General features: G+C 37.1%; 19 protein-coding genes, 1 tRNA gene and 1 other annotated feature. Of the genes, 18 read left to right on the forward strand and 2 right to left on the reverse strand.

Annotation, left to right across the window (positions count from 1 at the left end; translation table 11 throughout):
* Genes ACLRVU_RS08195 through ACLRVU_RS08215 form a run of 5 tightly spaced genes read left to right on the forward strand, consistent with a single transcriptional unit; the run spans position 1 to position 5,192 of the window.
* Positions 1-1,086 (forward strand): glycosyltransferase family 4 protein, encoded by a 1,086-nt coding sequence (locus tag ACLRVU_RS08195; RefSeq protein ID WP_412891485.1) that lies wholly within the window; start codon positions 1-3, stop codon positions 1,084-1,086.
* A gap of 13 nt (positions 1,087-1,099) precedes the next feature.
* Positions 1,100-2,008, forward strand: coding sequence for a UTP--glucose-1-phosphate uridylyltransferase GalU (gene galU / locus ACLRVU_RS08200; RefSeq protein ID WP_412891486.1), 909 nt, complete (start codon positions 1,100-1,102; stop codon positions 2,006-2,008).
* Between the two features lie 15 nt (positions 2,009-2,023).
* A complete protein-coding gene (locus ACLRVU_RS08205; protein WP_412891487.1) occupies positions 2,024-3,598 on the forward strand; it encodes a glycosyltransferase family 2 protein in 1,575 nt (524 codons plus the stop codon).
* 9 nt (positions 3,599-3,607) lie between these two features.
* Positions 3,608-4,336, forward strand: a complete 729-nt coding sequence (locus tag ACLRVU_RS08210; RefSeq protein ID WP_412891488.1) for a glycosyltransferase — start codon at positions 3,608-3,610, stop codon at positions 4,334-4,336.
* Positions 4,329-5,192, forward strand: coding sequence for a glycosyltransferase family 2 protein (locus tag ACLRVU_RS08215; protein ID WP_412891489.1), 864 nt, complete (start codon positions 4,329-4,331; stop codon positions 5,190-5,192). Before ACLRVU_RS08210 ends, ACLRVU_RS08215 begins: the two co-directional genes overlap by 8 nt.
* A gap of 66 nt (positions 5,193-5,258) precedes the next feature.
* On the opposite strand, the gene ACLRVU_RS08220 is transcribed toward ACLRVU_RS08215, so the two are convergent.
* Entirely contained in the window at positions 5,259-6,512 is a 1,254-nt protein-coding gene (locus ACLRVU_RS08220) for a M28 family metallopeptidase (protein WP_412891490.1), read from the reverse strand.
* Positions 6,509-7,687, reverse strand: coding sequence for a trans-sulfuration enzyme family protein (locus tag ACLRVU_RS08225; RefSeq protein ID WP_412891491.1), 1,179 nt, complete (start codon positions 7,685-7,687; stop codon positions 6,509-6,511). The genes ACLRVU_RS08220 and ACLRVU_RS08225 overlap by 4 nt, the downstream gene beginning before the upstream one ends.
* Before the next feature lie 96 nt (positions 7,688-7,783).
* Here ACLRVU_RS08225 and ACLRVU_RS08230 point away from each other — a divergent pair, with 96 nt between their 5' ends.
* The 13 genes from ACLRVU_RS08230 to ACLRVU_RS08290 all read left to right on the forward strand — a co-directional run bounded on the left by ACLRVU_RS08230 (position 7,784) and on the right by ACLRVU_RS08290 (position 20,723).
* Entirely contained in the window at positions 7,784-8,050 is a 267-nt protein-coding gene (locus tag ACLRVU_RS08230; RefSeq protein ID WP_041138594.1) for a LysM peptidoglycan-binding domain-containing protein, read from the forward strand.
* 86 nt (positions 8,051-8,136) lie between these two features.
* Entirely contained in the window at positions 8,137-8,574 is a 438-nt protein-coding gene (locus ACLRVU_RS08235; RefSeq protein ID WP_147553380.1) for an FMN-binding protein, read from the forward strand.
* Between the two features lie 141 nt (positions 8,575-8,715).
* Entirely contained in the window at positions 8,716-9,351 is a 636-nt protein-coding gene (locus ACLRVU_RS08240) for a cysteine hydrolase family protein (protein ID WP_412891492.1), read from the forward strand.
* Positions 9,351-10,829, forward strand: coding sequence for a nicotinate phosphoribosyltransferase (locus ACLRVU_RS08245; RefSeq protein ID WP_412891493.1), 1,479 nt, complete (start codon positions 9,351-9,353; stop codon positions 10,827-10,829). Before ACLRVU_RS08240 ends, ACLRVU_RS08245 begins: the two co-directional genes overlap by 1 nt.
* Positions 10,829-11,227, forward strand: a complete 399-nt coding sequence (locus ACLRVU_RS08250) for a hypothetical protein (RefSeq protein WP_412891494.1) — start codon at positions 10,829-10,831, stop codon at positions 11,225-11,227. The genes ACLRVU_RS08245 and ACLRVU_RS08250 overlap by 1 nt, the downstream gene beginning before the upstream one ends.
* 20 nt (positions 11,228-11,247) lie before the next feature.
* Positions 11,248-12,996 (forward strand): ABC transporter ATP-binding protein, encoded by a 1,749-nt coding sequence (locus ACLRVU_RS08255; RefSeq protein WP_412097125.1) that lies wholly within the window; start codon positions 11,248-11,250, stop codon positions 12,994-12,996.
* Positions 12,996-15,014 (forward strand): ABC transporter ATP-binding protein, encoded by a 2,019-nt coding sequence (locus ACLRVU_RS08260; RefSeq protein WP_412891495.1) that lies wholly within the window; start codon positions 12,996-12,998, stop codon positions 15,012-15,014. The genes ACLRVU_RS08255 and ACLRVU_RS08260 overlap by 1 nt, the downstream gene beginning before the upstream one ends.
* A 33-nt stretch (positions 15,015-15,047) precedes the next feature.
* Positions 15,048-15,274, forward strand: a binding site (T-box leader).
* 35 nt (positions 15,275-15,309) lie between these two features.
* A complete protein-coding gene (locus tag ACLRVU_RS08265; protein WP_412891496.1) occupies positions 15,310-16,149 on the forward strand; it encodes a prephenate dehydrogenase in 840 nt (279 codons plus the stop codon).
* Between the two features lie 134 nt (positions 16,150-16,283).
* A complete protein-coding gene (locus ACLRVU_RS08270) occupies positions 16,284-16,817 on the forward strand; it encodes a cupin domain-containing protein (protein WP_412891497.1) in 534 nt (177 codons plus the stop codon).
* A 9-nt stretch (positions 16,818-16,826) separates the two neighbouring features.
* A complete protein-coding gene (potA, locus tag ACLRVU_RS08275) occupies positions 16,827-17,870 on the forward strand; it encodes a spermidine/putrescine ABC transporter ATP-binding protein (protein ID WP_412891498.1) in 1,044 nt (347 codons plus the stop codon).
* On the forward strand, positions 17,870-18,742 hold the full coding sequence (locus ACLRVU_RS08280) for an ABC transporter permease (RefSeq protein ID WP_147553371.1): 873 nt from the start codon (positions 17,870-17,872) through the stop codon (positions 18,740-18,742). Before potA ends, ACLRVU_RS08280 begins: the two co-directional genes overlap by 1 nt.
* Entirely contained in the window at positions 18,714-20,558 is a 1,845-nt protein-coding gene (locus ACLRVU_RS08285) for an extracellular solute-binding protein (RefSeq protein ID WP_412891499.1), read from the forward strand. Before ACLRVU_RS08280 ends, ACLRVU_RS08285 begins: the two co-directional genes overlap by 29 nt.
* Positions 20,559-20,648: 90 nt before the next feature.
* A tRNA-Cys gene (locus ACLRVU_RS08290) sits at positions 20,649-20,723 on the forward strand.
* Positions 20,724-20,786: the final 63 nt, after the last annotated feature.

Below are 20,786 nucleotides of genomic sequence, written 5' to 3' on the forward strand. Positions count from 1 at the left end.
ATGGCAAGAATATTAGTGCTCACCAATATGTATCCATCTAAAAAATATCCTCATTATGGTGTGTTTGTTTTAAATACAGTCGAGATATTAAAACAAGATGGACATCAAGTCAAAGTTATCAGTAAGCCTAAGAATGACTCTAAAATCATGCGACTGATGAATTACATATTCTTTTATATGCAGGGGATACTAAGCAGTCTGTTTGGTCATTATGATTATGTTTATGGACATTATATTTCGCATATCTCCTACATGGTTAAAATCATTCATCAATTGAAACCTAAGATGAAAATTGTATTGAATGCCCATGGAAATGATGTTGTCATTGAAGAAGATTGGATGTATAAAAACAAACAGCGTTCAGCTATGGTACTGCCTTTAGCGAATAAAATTGTTGTTCCATCAGAGTACTTTAAAAAAGTGATGATCGAGCAATATCAAATAGAAGAAGATAAGATTATACTCTATCCTTCAGGTGGTGTGGATTTATCTGTAATTCATAAAAAAGACCCAGCAGAGGCAAAAAAGGCTTTGAAGCTTGATAGTGACACAAGCTATTTAGGCTATGTAAGTCGTATTGAAGCTCATAAAGGCTGGGAAATATTTGTGAAAATGGCTCAACTATTGAAAGAACAGGGAGATTCAAGAAAGTTTATCATGGTCGGAACGGGAGAGCAGGAAAAAGAATTGACACAGTTAATCACCGCCTGTAACCTAGAAAAAGAGATTATTCGCATCCCTTTTATTTCACAAGCAGAACTTACGAATGTTTATAGTGCATTGGATTATTTTGTTTTTCCAACCTATCGTAAAAGTGAAAGCTTGGGCTTAGTAGGGTTGGAAGCCATGGCTTGTGAAGCTATCGTCATCGCAGCAAATAATTACGGACCGACCAGTTATATTGAGGATGGACAAAATGGATATTTCTTTGAATCAAGAAATGTGTTAGACTTAGTATGTAAGATAAACATGATCGATGCATTGAGTGTTGAAGAAAAACAAAAGATTCAGCAGGCAGCTTTTGCTACCGCGAAGGCTTATGAGACGAATGCTACAGCACCAATCATCAGACAAGTATTTAAATAATAAGGAGACTTCTATGAGTAGAAAAGTAAAAAATGAAAAAATTCGTATTCGTAAAGCTGTTATTCCGGCGGCTGGTTTAGGGACACGTTTCTTGCCGGCAACCAAAGCTTTGCCTAAAGAAATGCTGCCGATCGTTGATATTCCTACTATTCAATACATAGTCGAAGAAGCGGTTGAAAGCGGCATTGAAGAAATTCTGATCATTACCAATAGTACAAAACATGTCATGGAAAATCATTTTGATAAAAACTATGAATTGGAAGAAAGATTAAAGGCCTCTGGGAAAATGAGACAATTGGAACAGATTGATGAGATTGCTCATTTAGCGAATATCTTCTATATCCGCCAGAAAGAACCTAAAGGATTAGGAGATGCGATCTTATGTGCCAAATCATTTATTGGCGATGAACCTTTTGCCGTATTATTAGGAGACGATGTGGTCGTTAATGAAGGTGGGAAACCTGCTTTAAAGCAATTGATCGATCAATATGAAGAAACACGTGCTTCCATTGTTGGGGTACAGACGGTAGATAAAAAAGATGTCAGCAAATATGGGATTGTTGCCCCATCTCAATCTCACCCAGCAACAGGCAGATTAGTGAAGCTATCAGACATGGTAGAAAAACCGGCTACGGATAAAGCACCAAGCCAAATGGCTGTTTTAGGACGCTATGTTTTAAATCCGGAAGTGTTTGAATTACTGGAAACACAAGAAAGAGGAGCCGGTAATGAAATTCAGCTGACCGATGCGATTAAGCGATTAATGGATCGTCAGGCAGTCTATGCCTATGATTTTGAAGGGATTCGCTATGATGTTGGCGATAAATTCGGATTCATCAAGGCAACGATTGATTTTTCATTAAAACGTGAAGATTTAAAAGATAAAGTACAGGAATATATTAATACATTAGTAACAAAATAGTTAAAGGAGATCACCATGGATAAAATGAATAAAGGAATGAAGCTAATCAAAGAACTAAAAATCAAACGATTGCTTCGCAGCCTCAATATTTATCTGTTTGGTGATTTCTTTTTATATCAGGGCTGGCTGAGAAAAAATTTGAATCATCCTGATTACAAGATTGCCTTAACTGATAAAGTGATGATTTATATTTGTGATACCAATCATAAATTATTATCACGTACATTAAATTCAATAAAAAAACAAACCTATTCTCACTATGAAGTAAAGGTGATTCTGCCTTCTGATTTGTCACAGCTTATGATAACAGCGGATTACTGTCTTTTCTTAGAAGCAGGAGACCGTTTGACAAAGAACTGCCTTTGTGAACTGATGCGTAATATCAAAGATCAGGACGCGGTATATAGTGATCATGATCTTTATGGGCGAATAAGTTTTTCCAGACCTAAATTTAAGCCGGATTTCAGTATTGATCTGTTAAGGAGCTATCCTTACATTCATCATGCGATTCTTTTTACTAAAGAAGCAATCAGTAAAGTAGATACAAACTGTTTTAATGCTTTTATGTATGAACAAATGCTGAATCTATTTACAGATAAAAGATTAGTAGGACACATTCCCAATGTTTTATTTCATTTTCGAAGAGAAATGCTGATTACGAAAGCCCTTGGCGATGTATTACTAAAACATTATCAAAAACTAGGGTTAGCAGTAAAAATTGATCAAAGCAGTTTTTATTTTCAGAGTGAATATATTCCCAAGGTTGAGCTGGTCTCTATCATTATTCCTAATAAAGACCATACCGATGATTTAAAAAAATGCATTGATACGATCTTTAAATATACTGATCCTAATTTATTTGAAATTATTATTGTAGAAAATAACAGTGAAACAAAAGAAATCTTTGATTATTATGAAGAGTTGAATAAAATAAAGAATATTCGAGTGGTTCGTTGGGAAAGCATCTTTAATTATTCCGCAATTAATAATTTTGGGGCAACCTTTGCGAATGGCGATTATCTTTTATTTTTAAATAATGATGTTGAGATAATGAATAAAGACTGGCTGTTAAGAATGCTGGGAGTTATTCAGCGAGAAGAAGTTGGAATCGTTGGTGCCAAATTGCTTTATGGCGATCACAAGGTCCAGCATGGTGGGGTTGTGATTGGGACATGGGGATTAGCCGCGCATATGTTCTTAGGACAAGATGAAAACTATCAAGGCTATATGTATCGAGCGGCAGTAAAGCAGGATTTAAGTGCAGTCACTGCAGCATGTTTAATGACAAAAAAAGACTTGTTTTTTGAACTTGGGGGACTCGAAGAGGATCTCAAAGTGGCATTCAATGACATTGATTACTGTTTAAGGGTAAGAACGAAAGATAAGCTTGTTGTTTTTGATCCCGAAGTGGTCTTGATTCATCATGAATCCCTGTCACGGGGAAGTGATGAAGTTTCTATTGAGAAAAAGCAGCGTTTTGATTCAGAGGTTGCCTTTATGAAAGAGAGATGGGAAAGTTTTTTAATAGATGGAGATCCTTATTATAATGTCAATCTGACATTAGACAGAACCGATTATATGATAAAGTAGGTGAAACGTATGATAAGTATTATTTGCATTTGCAACAATCGAAAAGTATATAATGAGTATTTGGCTAAATCTTTATCCAAACAACATTCCTGCAGCTATGAAATATTGAGAATTGATAATCAAGGCAACCGCTATCCCAATGCAGTGAGTGCGTTCAATTCAGTGATCAAGCAAGCAAAAGGCGAGTATTTAATGTTTGTTCATCAGGATATTGCTTTAGAAGATGATTATTTTCTAAATAAAGTAGAATCCTATTTTAAAGACCATCCTCAAACCGGGATAGCGGGGATCGCAGGAGTGAGAGATCGTAAGATTTACAGTAATATCGAACATTCAATACCGCGAGTTCGTGTCAGTGAAGATGTTTTATCGAGCGCGGTGTCTGTCAATAGTTTAGATGAATGCTTATTTATAATCCCTAGAAAATATCTGTTGGAGTATCCTTTTGATGAACAGGTATGTGACCATTGGCATCTGTATACAGTCGAATACTGCTATCGGATGAAAAAGTTAAATAAAGAGGTGGTGGTACTGCCGCTGAAAGCCTATCATTTATCGCAGGGAGATTTCATGAATGAAGGATATTACGAAACTTTATTAAAGGTGGCAAATAAGTATCATAAGGATTTCGATCGGCTTGAAACCACCATTCGTTCATGGTCCACTCATCCGTTCATGCTGAAATTAAATATACACTATTTGCGCTATAAAAAGGCAAGGATGAAAAAACATGGATAAGATTGGGATCATTTTGTTAAACTATAATGCTTATGAGGATACGAAGGAATGCATCGAGAGCTTAAAGGCGATCACTTATCCCGACTATGAAATCTTTGTTGTTGATAATGATTCCCAAGATGACAGTGCAGATCGACTTAAACAGATTAAGGATATTCACTTTATTGAAAGCGGCAGAAACGGCGGCTTTGGGTATGGAAATAATATCGGTATTAAAGCAGCTATAAAACAAGGCTGTCACAAAATTTTATTGCTCAATAATGATACAACTGTAGAACCGGACTTTTTATCAATCTTAAATCAGGATTTAGAAGATTCAAGGATTGGAATGATTGCCCCTAAGATTTTAAATTATTACGATCATAATAAAATCTGGGCATTAGGCGGAGAAATAAACTGGCCGTTGTTTGTGGCCTATAATTCTTTGTGTGATCAAGAGGATCATCATCAAGTAATAAAGAAGAAGGTTGATTTTATCAGTGGCTGCTGTATGCTGATCCGCAGTGAAATATTTGAAGAAATAGGATATCTGCCAGAAGACTATTTTATGTATTTTGAAGATTTAGACTTTTGCCTGCAAGTCAGCAGTAAATATGAGTTATGGGTAGACAGTCAGGCTGTAATCTATCATAAAGTATCTGCTGCCAGCGGGGAGAATTCTCCTTTTCAATTAGAGTGGGTCAATCGCAGTCAGTTTAAGTTTATGAAACGTTATGGTCCTCAAAGACCGAGGTACACTCAATATCGTCGTCAGTTGTATCTTCGTAAATGGACACGAATCGCTTCTTATTTAATGAAGTTCGATTATTCAAGAGCGCATGCAATTTATAAAGGAATAAAAAAATCGAGTAAATGAAAAGGACACTCCTATGCATTCAAACATTCTGTCTGCAAAGAAGTGTCACAAGTTCTTCTCGATTTTTTATTTTTCTTCTGTTTTAATATCTAAATACTGGTGGATATCCTTTACCATGTTCTCAGGCATTTTTCTGACAATCGGATTGATTTTTGCTTTATCAATACGATCGGCAAAAACTAAAACAAACTCGGTTGTGTGTGCTAAGCTGTCACTGCTTAGCCAATCGATTAAATCATAACGGCAGTGAATGAATGCACCACCTTCTGTACCAAAACGGGCAAAGCTGACTGCAGGTACGCCGGCGTTGGCAAATGGTGTAGAATCACTTGAATATACCTGCTGTTTAACGTTCATTGAAAAATTAATTTCTTTCGCTAAATGTTCGATATAATGACATAATGATTCATCAGAAGTCACCATCGCTAAATCTCTTCCCAACACACATCCGGCAACATCGACATTAATCGTTAAAATAGATCGGTCTAAAGTATCGGCATATTTTTGAATATAATATTTTGATCCTTCCAACCCCACTTCTTCACTGCCAAACCATAAGAAATTCATTGTACGTTTCGGTGGATTTTCTTTGAAATGTCTTAATATTTCCATAATGATGACAGATCCTGCTCCATTATCATACACTCCGGTTGAAAATGGTACACTATCATAATGTCCGCAGAAATTAATTTCTTCATCAGGATATTCACTTCCCAAAATACTGACCATTACGTTATGACTGGTCCATTCTTTTTCTGTTTGGATCAGTTTTACTTTTACGTTACCCGCTTTTTTCAAGACCATTTCCTGGGCATCACGAGCTAAAATATTGAACCCCGGAAGACAACCGTATTTTTTAACGCTTTCACGTAACTTTCTTTCTTCAAGATCACTCTCTTCTAAGGAATCTTTAATTGTTCCTTGGAAAGTGACAAAAGCTAATGCTCCTGATTTCACGATTTTTTCAAAATTCTTAATACCCGGACGGGTATTCATTAAAATAACTTTTCCTTTTACATCATGTAAATCAATATCATTTAAATCTTCTACATATTTGAACTCAGCAACAGTTTCTTCTAAATTTCCACTGCAAGTAAACCCAGTCACACGATATCTTTTTTGGTACGGTTCTACGACTTCTAAGACCGCTTCTTCGACGATGTCATTTCTGACAGGAAAGGCATCTAATTTTCCTTCCAGTCCAATTTCCTTAATCTCATCAAGCAAGATTTGTGCGGCTTTTAATTCTTCTGCACTTCCACTGGTACGAATAAAGCCAATCTTTTTTAATAATTCAAATTCTCTGTTTCCGTTAATCATTCTGTTTCCTCCATTTTCTCTAGCGCTTGTTTTAAATCCTCAATTAATAGTTCACTGCCCTCTAATCCACAATGAATACGAATAATGCCTCTGCCACATCCACAGCTTTGGGCTTCTTCTTCAGTTTTCATCAGCATGGGAGTACATACTAGACTTTCAAAACCACCCCAAGAAACCCCGATTTTAAAGAGAGTTAAATGATCGACAAAAGAAACGATCTTTTCTGTTTTCTTCGTCTTTAACTCAAAAGACATCAGACCGGTGCTGCCACTTTGCTGAGATTGAATCAATTCATACTGCGGGTGACTTTTTAATCCCGGATAATATACCTTGGATACAAACGGATGACCTTCCAGGAATTTTGCTACACTTAATGCGGTTTTGGCGTGTGCTTCAACACGGACAGAAAGAGTTCGCATTCCGCGAATCATCAGGTAAGCTGCCTGTGGATCTAGGATACCACCCATTTGTTCTCTTAAAGTATGAATGCTTTTATAAAGTGCTTCATCGTTAGTGACAATCAGTCCGGCAATAATATCACTATGCCCACCTAAGTATTTGCTGGCGGTATGCATTACGATGTCTACGCCCATTTCAAGTGGCTTTTGAAAGAGTGGGGTACAGTAAGAGTTATCAATGTAGGTCGTTATTCCCATTTCTTTTGCAGCCTTTGTGATGGCTCGGATATCCTGTACACTAAAAACCAACGATACCGGACTTTCTAAAATAACGAGATCCGTTTTATCAGTGATTGCCTTTAAAACGTCTTCTGTACAGCTTCCATCAACGTAAGTGACACTCATTTCCATTTTAGGCACTAAATAAGTGTCAATAAAACTCGTCAGTACACTGTATGCATTTTTAACACAGACAATATGACTGTGAGATTTTAAAACAGCCATAATGGCGGTCGTTGCTGCTGCCATGCCGGAAGCAAAAGCTATGCCGTAATTGCCGTTTTCAAGAGCCGCTGCTTTCTTTTCGGCAATGATGGTGGTAGGATTGTCCACGCGTCCATAAAAAAATTGTCCAGGTTTCCTGGTTTCTACTTTGTAGTATTGACTGATGTCGTCAAAAAAGTGAAGCGAACTCATATAGACAGGCGGATTGACCGCATTTAAGTATTCTTCATGATCTTCGCCATAATGACCGGTGATCCAGCGTTCATCCTTCATTTTTAATTCTCCTTTATTCATTTTCTTCATTATAGTACATTTGCCCTGACAAAAACAATCCTTCCAGCATAATTTAAAAGTAGGGAGGCGAAGTAAATGTACAATGATGAAATGTACGATATGTATCAACGTAAAGCAGTGAATAAAGTGGGTGAGATCTATTTGTATGTAGTAGAAAAGGGAGATAACCTTTGGCAGATCGCTAAACAATTGAACTCTACTGTAGAATGGATCAGAGCGATAAATAACTTAGATCAAAACGGAACGATCTACCCACAGCAGCAGTTGTTAGTGCCGGTAATGGATAAACGTCCAAGACCGCCATATCGTGAAATGCCAAATCAATATGATTTATACTTTTAAATACTAAGTTCGCTTAGTATTTTTTTATTTTTTTAGTATAATCTTTTTGTAACGCTACACACTAATTGTAAAAGGAGCGAAGAAAAATGAAAAAATTACTTTTGATATTGCCATTAGTGCTTTTATGCGGATGTAAATCTGTCAAAGAAGGCGCTGATGATATGGCGGATACCATGAATAAATATAATGATGGCATCTATACAACCACTGTACAAGGATACGGCGGGCCATTTGAGATCAGCATGACGTATAAAGATGATAAAATTATGGACGTAACTGTGGGTGAAAATAACGAAACACCATCCATCGGCGGAGTTGCCGCAGAACAGATTTCAAAAAATGTCGTTGAACAAAATACAGTAGAGCTGGATACTATTTCTGGAGCAACTGTGACATCAACAGCAATGTATGACGGCTTAAAAGTAATTGAAAGAAGAGCCAATAAGGAGACTGCTGATGAAGGCGGAAACTTAAATAACGGTCAGTCTTCTAACAGTGAAGGTCAGCCTACTCAACAAGACTAGTAAAAACTAGTTTTGTTTTTTTATGCGGATTTATTCATAAAGGGCTCAAAATCATTAAAAAAACACAAAATGAGTGATATTTTATAGAATTTTCTTATAAAAAAGAATACAATATAAAATGAGTATATTGGGGGTGCTATAATGGCAAGAATACAATCATCCATCTTTGAAGCATTGCCTTGGATGGATCAAGATAATTTAAATCAAACGAGCTCTTTAATTGTGATTGTGGATATGATTAAAGGGTTTATGGAAGCTGGAAATATGGCAGATCCAAAGATCGCAGAGACGATTCCCGCTCATTTGCAATTGTTTAAAGCGTTGCCTTTAGCGGATCATCTTTACTTTGTGGATGCACATTTAAAGGGCTGTCAGGAGTTTCTGTCTTTTCCTGAACATTGTTTAAAAGGCAGTCAGGAGAGCGAAATCGCAGATGAATTAAAAGAGGATAGTCTGCATTCAAAGATTATCTATAAGAATTCTACAAATGGATTTTTAGCTCCGGACTTTATTAATCATTTAGAGGAGTATATGCGTTATGAGCGTTTCATCATTACCGGCTGCTGCAGTGATATTTGTGTGTTGCAGTTTACGCTAAGTCTGCAGACTTATATTCATGAACATGATTTAAATAAGCAGGTTTATGTGGTAATGGATGCCATTGACACTTACCATATTGAAGGTATTCATGATGCCAAAAGATTTAATGAAGTGAGTTATCAGTTACTTAATGCAGCAGGAGTTCGCTTCGTAAAAATGAAAGAAGGAACAAAATAATGAATCAGATACAAGCTTGTGAAAAAAGAAATCTAACATTAGTCATGGATCTTTATGAATTAACCATGGCTTATAATTACTATAAGAATGGATTAAAAGATCGAATTGTTTACTTTGATATGTATTATCGTAAAAATCCGGATGAAGGCGGATATGTCATCTTTGCCGGTCTTGAACAGGTGATTGAATGTATCCAAGATTTACATTTCAGTAAAGGTGATATTGATTATTTAAGAAGCCTTCATTTATTTGATGAAGAATTTCTAAGCTATTTAAATGCTTTACATTTTACCGGAAATCTTTATTCGGTCAAAGAAGGAACACCGGTTTTTCCTAATGAACCGTTGATGACAATTGAAGCCAAGATCATTGAAGCTCAATTGATTGAAACAGTGTTATTGGTAACGGTGAATCACCAGTCTTTAATTGCGACTAAGGCACATCGCATCGTCATGGAGGCAAAGGGAAGACCGATTATGGAATTCGGTGCCCGTCGTGCCCAAGGTTATGACGGTGCCACTTATGGGGCTCGTGCGGCCTATATTGGCGGTGTTGCGGGAACAGCGACGGTTTCTGCCGGAGAAGCGTTTGGAATCCCTGTAGTGGGAACCATGGCACATTCGTTTGTTCAGCTGTTTGATACAGAGTATGAGGCGTTTGCGACTTATGCCAGAACTTATCCGGATAACTGTGTCCTTTTAGTGGATACATACGATGTTTTAAAACTAGGTGTGCCAAATGCGATTAAAGTGGCACAAGAAGTGCTGATTCCAATGGGAAAACGTTTAGCAGGCATTCGCATTGACAGCGGTGATATTGCTTATTTGTCTAAAAAAGCAAGAATGATGCTTGATGTTGCCGGACTGCATGACTGTAAAATTACAGCTTCGAACTCTTTAGATGAATATATTATCCGTTCTCTACTAAATCAAGGAGCGCAGATCGATTCATTTGGGGTAGGTGAAAACCTGATCGTATCTAAAAGTGCGCCGGTGTTTGGCGGAGTGTATAAGCTAGTCGCAACAACCAAAGAAGATGGGGAGATTGTCCCTAAGATCAAGATTTCCGAAAATACAGATAAGATTACCAATCCGGGATATAAGAAAGTTTACCGTTTATTTGATAAAGAAACCAATAAGGCGATTGCAGACTTGATTGCCTCTTATGATGAGATTATCAATCCGCTCGAGGATATTACGATCTATCATCAGTCGAATATATGGAAAAACAAGACAATTGAGGCAGGAACTTATGAGTATGAAGAATTACAGGTGCCTATTTTTAAAGACGGTCAGTTAGTCTATCCATTACCAACCATTAATGAAATTCGTCAGTATGCAGCAATGCAGGCAGAAAAGATGTGGGATGAAATCTTCCGTTTGGAATATCCTCATATCTATTATGTTGATTTAACTAAGAAATTATTAGATCAAAAGATTGAACTGTTAGAAAAAAATAAATATAAAGGAAAGAAATAATGAGTAGATTTAAAAGACAAATGGAACGTGGGGGAATGTCTGATTATGAGAAACAGACAGCCGCTGCAGCTAAAAAGAAAAAAAGTGTAAATATGCAGGAACTAAAAAAATATGCTTCTTTATCTTGGGTGACACTAACCCCAGTGAGTGTATTAAAAATGTTTGCTGCCTATATGATTGTGGCTTTACTGATTGAATCACAGCTAAGTGCTTTATATGGTGCGATGGCAGCTACAATTCTGTCACACGGACTGATCACCAGTCTGCTGGTAGTCCTATTATTAAATGGAAGTGACGGGAAAAAAGCAAATATAAAGGAGTTGTTTGTACGATATATCATCATGGGACTGATCTTCGGATTAGGAACCGCGATTACTTCGACCTTTATATTCAAATAAAATGAATGGGGAGGGGAATTATGTTTAATATATATAAGAAATTAAGTTGGTTTTTTAAAGAAGAGAAGTGGCGCTATGCTGCATTTGCGATATGCAATATTGCCGCTACATTTTTAATGACATTGCCCCCTAAATATTTAGGAAATGCTTTGGATTCCATAGGAACCGGGCAAATCACTGAGAGTTATTTTTATGCCTTGATATTCAAGATGTCAATTGTTGCCATCCTCTTATATGGAGCTTTCAATTTAAGATCACGCTTGATGTTCAATGGGAGTTATAAGCTCCAATACATATTAAGAAATCAGTTGATGGATTATTTGGAGAGAATGGATGCTCATTATTATAACGATCATGAAACCGGAGATCTGATGGCAGTCGCAACACAGGATGTCAACAATATCTGTATGGCAACTTCTCAGATCTTAAACCAGCTGTTAACTTCAGCATTTACGATTCTGTTTGTGGTATCACAGATGATAATTGGAGTTGATTTGAAACTAACAATCGCGGCAATATTGCCTTTGCCATTTGCGATTGTGCTGGTTTATTTCATGTCAAAAAAGATTCGCCGTTTGTTCATTGCTTCACGTGATGCTTATGGGGAGTTCAACAATACCACGTTGGAATCTGTAGCGGGAGTGCAGGTTATCCGAGCTTTTGTGCAAGAAAAAAATGATATTGAAAAATTAAAACGTTCTGCCGATGTGGCACGTGATAAAGAAAAAATAGCGTTAAAGCTTGATTCAGCCTTTGGACCTTTATTCAGGATTGTTTTTTCTGTATCTTTGATGATTGCGATCGGATTTGGGGTATTTTTAGTATTTAATCGTGAAATTTCAGCGGGAGAACTGGTTTCTTTTAATCTCTATCTATCGATGTTAAGAATGCCGATGATGGGAATCGGTCAGGTTTTAAACCGTTTGCAGCGTGCTCAGGCTTCTTATGATCGTTTTGAAGAAACGACCATGGTGGATGTACGCATTGAACAACCTAAGAATCCAATGACATTAAAACACATTGATTCAATTGAGTTTAATCACTATTCATTCCGCTATCCAAGCAGTGAATTTGACAGCTTGAAAGATATTTCTTTTAAGATTGAAAAGGGGCAGACGATTGGAATTATCGGTAAAACCGGAAGTGGAAAATCGACTTTAATTCAGCAGCTGCTACGCTACTATAAAAAAGGAAAAGGTGAGTTCAAAATCAATGATTATTCAGTCGATCTTTATAATTTCATTGATATTCGTCAGCACTTTGGCTATGTTCCGCAGGAGCATGTCTTATTTTCTAAAACTGTTCGAGAGAATATTAAATTAGGACATGTGGGTGAAGTCAGCGATGAAAAAATGATGGAAGCGATCCGTCTGGCTGACTTTGAAAAAGATATTCAATATTTGCGTGATGGCTTAGATACGCTTTGCGGTGAGGATGGAACGATGCTCTCCGGCGGACAGAAACAGCGTTTATCTATTGCTCGTGCTTTTATCGCTGATCCGGAGATTTTAATTTTAGATGATTCTTTGTCAGCTGTGGATGGAAACACCGAAGCCAATATCATCGGAAATCTGAAGACAGCCCGTAAAGAAAAAACGAATATCATCATTGCGCATCGTCTTTCTGCCATCAAGCATGCCGATCAGATTATCGTATTGGATAACGGAGAGATTATCGAACATGGTAATCACGAGCAGCTGCTGGCTGAAAAAGGCTGGTATTATGAGCAGTTTACCAACCAGTCTTTAGCGGATGGAGGTGAAGCATAATGAAAGTGTTAAAACGTGCATTTAGCTATGCCTTTCATGTGAAGTTTTTAATTGTTTCCACTATCGTGCTTGTTTCTATCTTGATGGTTGTCGATATCTTGCCGACACGACTTACTCAGCAGCTTTTAGATGATTATGTATCAGGAATTGAAAAACCTTGGTACAAAGTCGATTCGAAAGCAGAAAATGGGGTAGAAGTAAATGACAGCTTCTACGTCCAGCAAAACCTTTATAAAGGAGACGCTAACATCATTGAAGAGGCATGTGTCATCGAAGTCAACAAAACACTTTATATGATTGATGGGGTCGGTCAAATTGAAAGCGGAATGCGTCAGATAGATGGGAATACTGTCACCATCGCTACTACCGATCAGACATATACCTACCAGACGACAGTCTTATCAGGAAATCAGTCACGATTGCTTTATGGTCCGCTGGTAAAACCGGTCATCTTTTTATTGGTGATGCTGGGAGCTATGTATTTCTTAAACTCTATTTTAGTTTATGTCACCAATTATCTTTATTCTTTATTAGCTTTAAAGTTATCCAATTTAATGCGTTACGATATGTTTGAAAAATTGCAGCGTCTGCCAATTAACTATTTTCAAAATGAGGCAGATGGACGAATTGTTTCAAAGATCACCAATGATACAGAGACCATTAAATATTTATATAACGTTGTCATTACGATGGTCATTGAAGGATTGTTTAAATTTATAATTATTTATTTTGCGATGTATGTCTTAAATCCTCAATTTGCGATCATGGTATTGTTTATTCTGCCGTTGATTGTTGTTTGGATCTTGGCATATCGTTATTATACAAATAAATATGCAACTCAGATTCGTGCGCTCAATTCACAGATCAATGCCACGTTGAATGAAAATATCAAAGGAATGAAAGTGATTCAGGCTTTTAATCAGGAAAAATTTATTTATGATGAATTTGATGATCTGAATAAATCTTATTTTGATTATCGTGTCAAGCAGACCAGTTTAAATGTCAATGTCGGAGGACCAGTCTTTGGTTTATTTAGACGTGTCACTCAGATCATGGTCATTTGCTTCTTTGGATATAAAGCGGTTTACACCGGTGAATTTGCGACTTACGGGGTCATGTATGCCTTTGTTACCTATTTGGGGAATTTATTGGATCCAATCGATCTCATCATGGAAAGCATTGAAATGCTTGAAGATGCAATGGTATCCGGAACCCGTGTCTTTGAGTTTTTGGATTTACCGGAAGAAACTGTGGCTTATGATGATGAAATCCCGCCGTTTAATGGGGAAGTGGAATTCTCACATCTTGATTTTAAATATAATGAGACAGCGCCCTATGTTTTAAAAGATATTAATTTTAAAGCAGAGGCTCATCAAACGGTAGCGTTTGTAGGACATACCGGAAGTGGAAAAACAACGACAATGTCATTGTTAATGCGTTTTTATGATTACAGTGAAGGGTCCATCAAAATTGATGGGCGTGAACTGAACACAATGTCAAAGCAGGCATTTAGAAAACATGTAGGAATGGTACTTCAGGATCCGATCTTATTTAAAGGAACGATCAAAAGCAATATTTCACTAAATGATGAACAGGTGACGGATCAAATGGTACTGGATGCCATGCATGCGATCGGTGCTGATGAGATCTTAAATAAATATGAACATGGCATCGATACTCCAATTGCAAACTTAGGAGAAAACTTATCTACCGGAGAAAGACAGCTGTTGTCGTTTGCCAGAGCCATGCTTTATGATCCTTCCATCTTAATCTTAGATGAAGCAACAGCCAATATTGATACTCAGACTGAGCAGATGATACAGCGTGCATTGGCAGTCGCCAGTGAGAACCGTACGACGTTTATCGTTGCCCATCGTTTAAGTACAATCAAGCATGCCGATCAGATCATTGTCTTAGATGGTGGGAAAATTATTGAAATGGGAACGCATGATGAACTGATTGCTTTAGGCGGAAAATATTATCAGATGTATCTATCTCAATCGAATGTCGCAAGTTAAAATTGACAAATCGAGCAAACATGCTAAGATATAATAAATATGAAGAAGTGAACAAGTAGCTTTTTGTACATTGCACAGAGACGTTATGGCAGGTGGAAATAACGAATAAGCAAAGAGTGAATACATCATGGAGTAGAACGTTGAATTAAGTAGGCGTTGCCGGGCATGCCCGTTAAAGCGTGAGTCAAAGACTCAAAGAGACTGGTTTTGTGAAAGATCAGTGAATAAAGGTGGTAACACGAATTGCTTTCGTCCTTTAAGGATGAAAGCTTTTTTATTTGAAGGAGGAATAAATATGATCATTACCGTTGTTGGACTAGGAGTTGTAGGAGGAAGTTATGTCAAAGCACTGCATGGATTAGGCTACGATGTCTATGGAATAGATACAAACTTGCAGACCTTAAACAAAGCAAAAGAAGAAGGCTATATTTTAGAGGGATATCATGATGGAAAAGAAATCATCCCTAAGAGCGATCTTACGATTATCTCACTATATCCTTCTTTAATTGAAGCATTCATAGAAGAAAATCAATTCAAGCCCGGCAGTCTGATTACCGATGCGGTAGGGGTGAAATCTTATTTTGTTGAAAAGATGGCAGCTAAATTACCTGACAATGTTGAATTTTTGAGCGGACATCCGATGGCCGGCAGAGAAAAAAAAGGGTATCAGTATTCAAGCAGTGATGTGTTTAAAGGGGCAAACTATATTATTACCCCCCATTCTGGCAATAGTGAAGAAGCGATCGTCATATTAAAAAAATTAGTTCATCAGATGGGATTCAAAAATGTTAAAGTCGTTTCACCTGCTCAGCATGATGAAATTATCGCCTTTACTTCTCAATTGCCTCATGCTTTGGCAGTCGCTTTAATTAATTCTGATCAGCAGAAATTTGATACCGGAAAATTTATTGGTGATTCCTATCGTGATCTAACCCGTATTGCCAATATCAATGAGGAGCTTTGGACCGAACTTTTCTTTAAAAACAAAGACAATCTTTTAAACTGTATCGACCACTTTGAAGAGGAGCTGATGAAGCTGAAAAAAGCTATTTTAGAAGAAGATGAAAAGATGATCAAAGAGCTGTTTATTCAATCCAGTGTTCGTCGTGAGCACTTAGAGAAAAAAGAAGATTAACTCAAAGCTGTCCTTTGAGTTTTTTTATTGGGAAAATGTGTTAAACCAGTTGCATTTTGTCATAATTTTTATATAATAGTTATGTTTCGTAAAAATATACAAAAAGTTTTATAATACTAAACAGGAGGACGTATATGGATATCGGTGAAAAAATCAAACGGTTGCGAGTCAGCAATCAATTAACTTTAGAAGAATTAGCGAATCGAAGTGAATTAACGAAAGGCTTTTTATCACAGGTTGAAAGGAATTTGACGTCTCCTTCTATTTCCACACTTGAAGATATACTGGAAGCACTGGGAACGAATTTGCGTGATTTTTTTGATGAAAAGCAAGAAGAACAGATTGTCTTTTCCAATAAGGACTTTTTTATCAATGAGCAGGACTTACATACGATTTCCTATATTGTCCCCAATGCTCAGAAAAATCAAATGGAGCCTATTTTAATTGAAATGCAAAACGGAGCACAAACAAGTCAGATTGAACCGCATGAGGGAGAAGAGTTTGGCTATGTGCTGACGGGACGTATTACCTTGCATTACGGTCATCAGGAGTTATTAATTAAAGCAGGACAGACATTTTATATAAAAGGGGATAAACCTCATTATATTTCTAATCAGCATCAGCATGTGGCTAAAGTGATATGGATATCAACGCCACCATCATTCTAGGAGGGTTATATGAAAAAATTAATACAATTAAAGAATCTAACTAAAGAATATGGCGGACAAGTCGTATTAAAAGGAATAAACCTGGATATTCATGAAAATGAATTCCTAACATTATTAGGACCCAGTGGCTGCGGAAAAACAACCACTCTTCGTATTATCGGTGGGTTTGAGGAAAAAAGCGGGGGCGATGTTTTATTTGACGATGTAGATATTTCATCATTGCCGCCATATAAAAGAGAAATCAACACCGTATTTCAAAAATATGCCTTGTTTCCTCATATGAACGTATATCAAAATATAGCGTTTGGGTTAAATCTTAAAAAGATCGATCATTCGATTGTTGAGCAGAAAGTGACGAAGACTTTAAAATTAGTGGGATTATCAGGCTTTGAAAAAAGAGCGATTGATCAGCTTTCAGGAGGACAGCAGCAGCGTGTTGCTATTGCGCGAGCGCTTATCAATGAACCTAAGGTCTTATTACTGGATGAACCTTTAGGGGCATTAGATTTAAAACTGCGAAAAGAAATGCAGCTGGAATTAAAGAAGATACAAAAAGAAGTAGGGATCACGTTCATCTACGTTACTCATGATCAAGAAGAAGCCCTAACCATGTCAGATACGATTGTTATCATGAATGATGGCATGATTCAGCAAATTGGTTCGCCGACGGATATCTACAATGAACCGGAAAACCGTTTTGTTGCACAGTTTATTGGGGATTCTAATATCGTTGAAGGAATCATGATGAAGGATTATCTTGTGAAATTTGACGGACAAGAGTTTGACTGCGTTGATTATGGTTTTGATGATAATGAAGAGGTTGACGTTGTTTTACGTCCGGAAGATTTAGATATCGTTGAATTAGGACAGGGGAAAATGTCAGGTGAAGTGGAAACCATTATCTTTAAAGGGGTTCATTATGAGATTACGGTACGCTGTGAAAACCGACATTATTTAATTCATACAACAGATTATGTAGAAGTAGGTAAAAAAGTTGATTTAAATTTTTATCCTGAAGACATCCATGTGATGTATAAGATGGGGACTTATTAATGAAGCAATATAAAAAGTTAGTCATTCCTTATATTGGCTGGCTTCTGCTTTTTACTCTTTTACCTATGCTGATGATTGCCCTTTATGCCTTTACGGATGGAACCGGTGAGGGCGGTGCGATGATGTTTTCTTTTACACTAAGCAATTTCACAAAATTCTTTGATCCGGTTTTTGTGAAAGTATTATTTAAATCTTTTGTTTTAGGTGTTATTACAACGGTAATTTGCTTAGCCTTAGGCTACCCGGTGGCATATCTCATTTCTAAATGTAAAGAAAGAACACAGACTCTTCTGATTTTATTGATCACAATTCCCACTTGGATCAATATGCTGATCAGAACTTATGCATGGATCAGTATTTTAGGAAGCAACGGTATCATTAATAATATGCTGAGTGCAGTCGGGTTGCCACCGGCAACCTTGCTGTATACCGATTTTGCGGTAGTGTTAGGGATGGTCTATAACTTTTTACCATTCATGATTCTGCCTATTCATACTGCTTTGACAAAGATGGATCCTTCTTTAAATGAAGCAGCAATGGATCTAGGAGCAACGCCTTTGCAGACTTTCTGGAAGGTGACCTTCCGTTTATCATTAAGCGGTGTATTAACTGGAATTACGATGGTGTTTTTACCTTCGATTTCAACCTTTATGATTCCTAAATTACTTGGCGGCGGTCAATATGCATTGATCGGAAACTTCATTGAACAGCAGTTCATCCAGATCGGAGATTGGAGTTTTGGTAGTGCCGTATCTATGATTCTTGCAGTCATTGTTATTTTAATGATGGCAGGGGTAAGTAAAATAGAAAAATATACAGGACAAGATCAGGAGGAGACACATAGTGATAAAAAATCGAAAATTCTCAACTAGTCTATTTGTTGGCTTATGTCTTCTTTTCCAATATTTACCAATCATTGTCATGGTTGTCTTTTCTTTCAACTCAGCGAAGTCTTTATCTAATTTCAAGGGCTTCTCATTTTACTGGTATGAAGAACTGTTTAAAAACAACGAATTAATGTCCGCTGTTTTTGTATCGGTATCGATTGCAATCATTGCAACATTAGTATCGACTGTCTTAGGGACTATCACAGCAATTGGCTTATCAAAGTCAAAGAAGATTGTTCGTCAGATCGTTCTGCAGTTGAATCAATTACCTATTTTGAATCCGGAAATTGTAACGGCGATTTCCTTAATGCTGTTTTTTGCTGCATTTAAAGTAGATAAAGGCTATATGACAATGCTTTTTGCTCATATTGCGTTTTGTACACCATTTGTTATCACCAATGTGCTGCCTAAGGTAAGACGTTTAGATCCCAACTTATCTGATGCGGCAATGGATTTAGGGGCAACGCCTTTTCAAGCCTTGACAAAAGTTATTTTACCGCAGATTAAACCAGCGATCTTTACAGGCGCTTTATTAGCCTTTACAATGTCATTTGATGATTTTATCATTTCTTATTTTGTTACCGGTAATGGGGTTCAAAATATTTCCATTGCGGTCTACAATATGTCAAAGCGTATTAACCCAAGCATCAATGCGTTATCCGCGATAGTTGTATTTGTTATTTTGGGGGTATTGGCTTTATCTTATATTGTACCCGCTATCGTGAAAAAGAAGACATCGAGTAAACTGCGTAAACGTACAGCACGTATTGTTATTGCGTTAAGCTGTCTTGCATTAGTTGTCGGAGTTGCGGTACGAGAAAGCAGCAAACCGGTACTGCGTGTTTTCAACTGGGGAGAATATGTGGATAAGTCAGTGATTAAATCTTTTGAAAAAGAATATAACTGTAAGGTTGTTTATGAAACATTTGATTCAAACGAGTCTATGTACACCAAATATACAGGGGGAAATAAATACGATATTTTGGTTCCGTCTGATTATATGATTGAACGTCTAATTAAAGAAGAACGTATTCAGAAGCTGGATTGGTCATTAATTACCAATAAAGACAGCTTGGATACGTCGATCATGAATCAGCCGTTTGATCCGAATAACGAATATTGGGCACCGTATTTCTATGGAAATGTCGGAATCGTCTATGACAAAACAAAAGTAGATGAAGCAGACTTAGCACAAGGCTTCGAGATTTTACGCAATCAGAAATATAAAGGCAATATCTATATGTATGATTCCGTTCGTGATTCATTTACAGTCGCTTTAAAGGCCCTGGGGTATTCGATGAATAGTGAGAATGACCAGGAAATCCAAGAAGCTTATCAATGGCTGGCAAATCAGAAAGAAACTATGTCTCCCGTTTATGGCGGTGACGAAATCATCGACAGCATGAAAAACAATGAAAAAGCGATGGCAATTATGTATTCCGGTGATGCAGCGGCGATTATGGCTGAAAACGAAAATATGGATTTCTATTTGCCAAAAGAAGGTACAAATGTCTGGTTTGATGGCTTTGTGATTACGAATGAATGTCAGGAAGTGACATTAGCACATGAATTCATCAATTATATGATTTCGGATGAAAATGCCTTATTAAATACCTTGGAGGTCGGCTATCTGACAAGCAATAAACATGCTTCTGCGATAGCGAAGGAAGAAGATTTTGAAGGAAACAATGCTTATGGAATTCGCACGGATCTGACTGGAAACGATGAAGTTTTCACTTATCAGGATAATGCGTTAAAAGAAAAATATGCGATTCTATGGACTAAAATTATTTCACAATAAAATGGGCTCAAATTTGAGCTCATTTTTTTAACTTTTTTATTGCATTTTATAAAGGCTTAGTATATAATAAAAAGGCAGTCAACAAGAGATGGTTCCATAGCCAAGTTGGTAAGGCAGAAGACTGCAACTCTTCGACCGTCGGTTCAAGTCCGGCTGGAACCTCCATTTTTATTGCCCAGGTGGCGAAATTGGTAGACGCACAGGACTTAAAATCCTGCGGACCTTAAA

It is taken from the genome of Beduini sp. (assembly GCF_047239305.1).
Classification (GTDB): Bacteria; Bacillota_I; Bacilli_A; order Erysipelotrichales; family Coprobacillaceae; genus Beduini.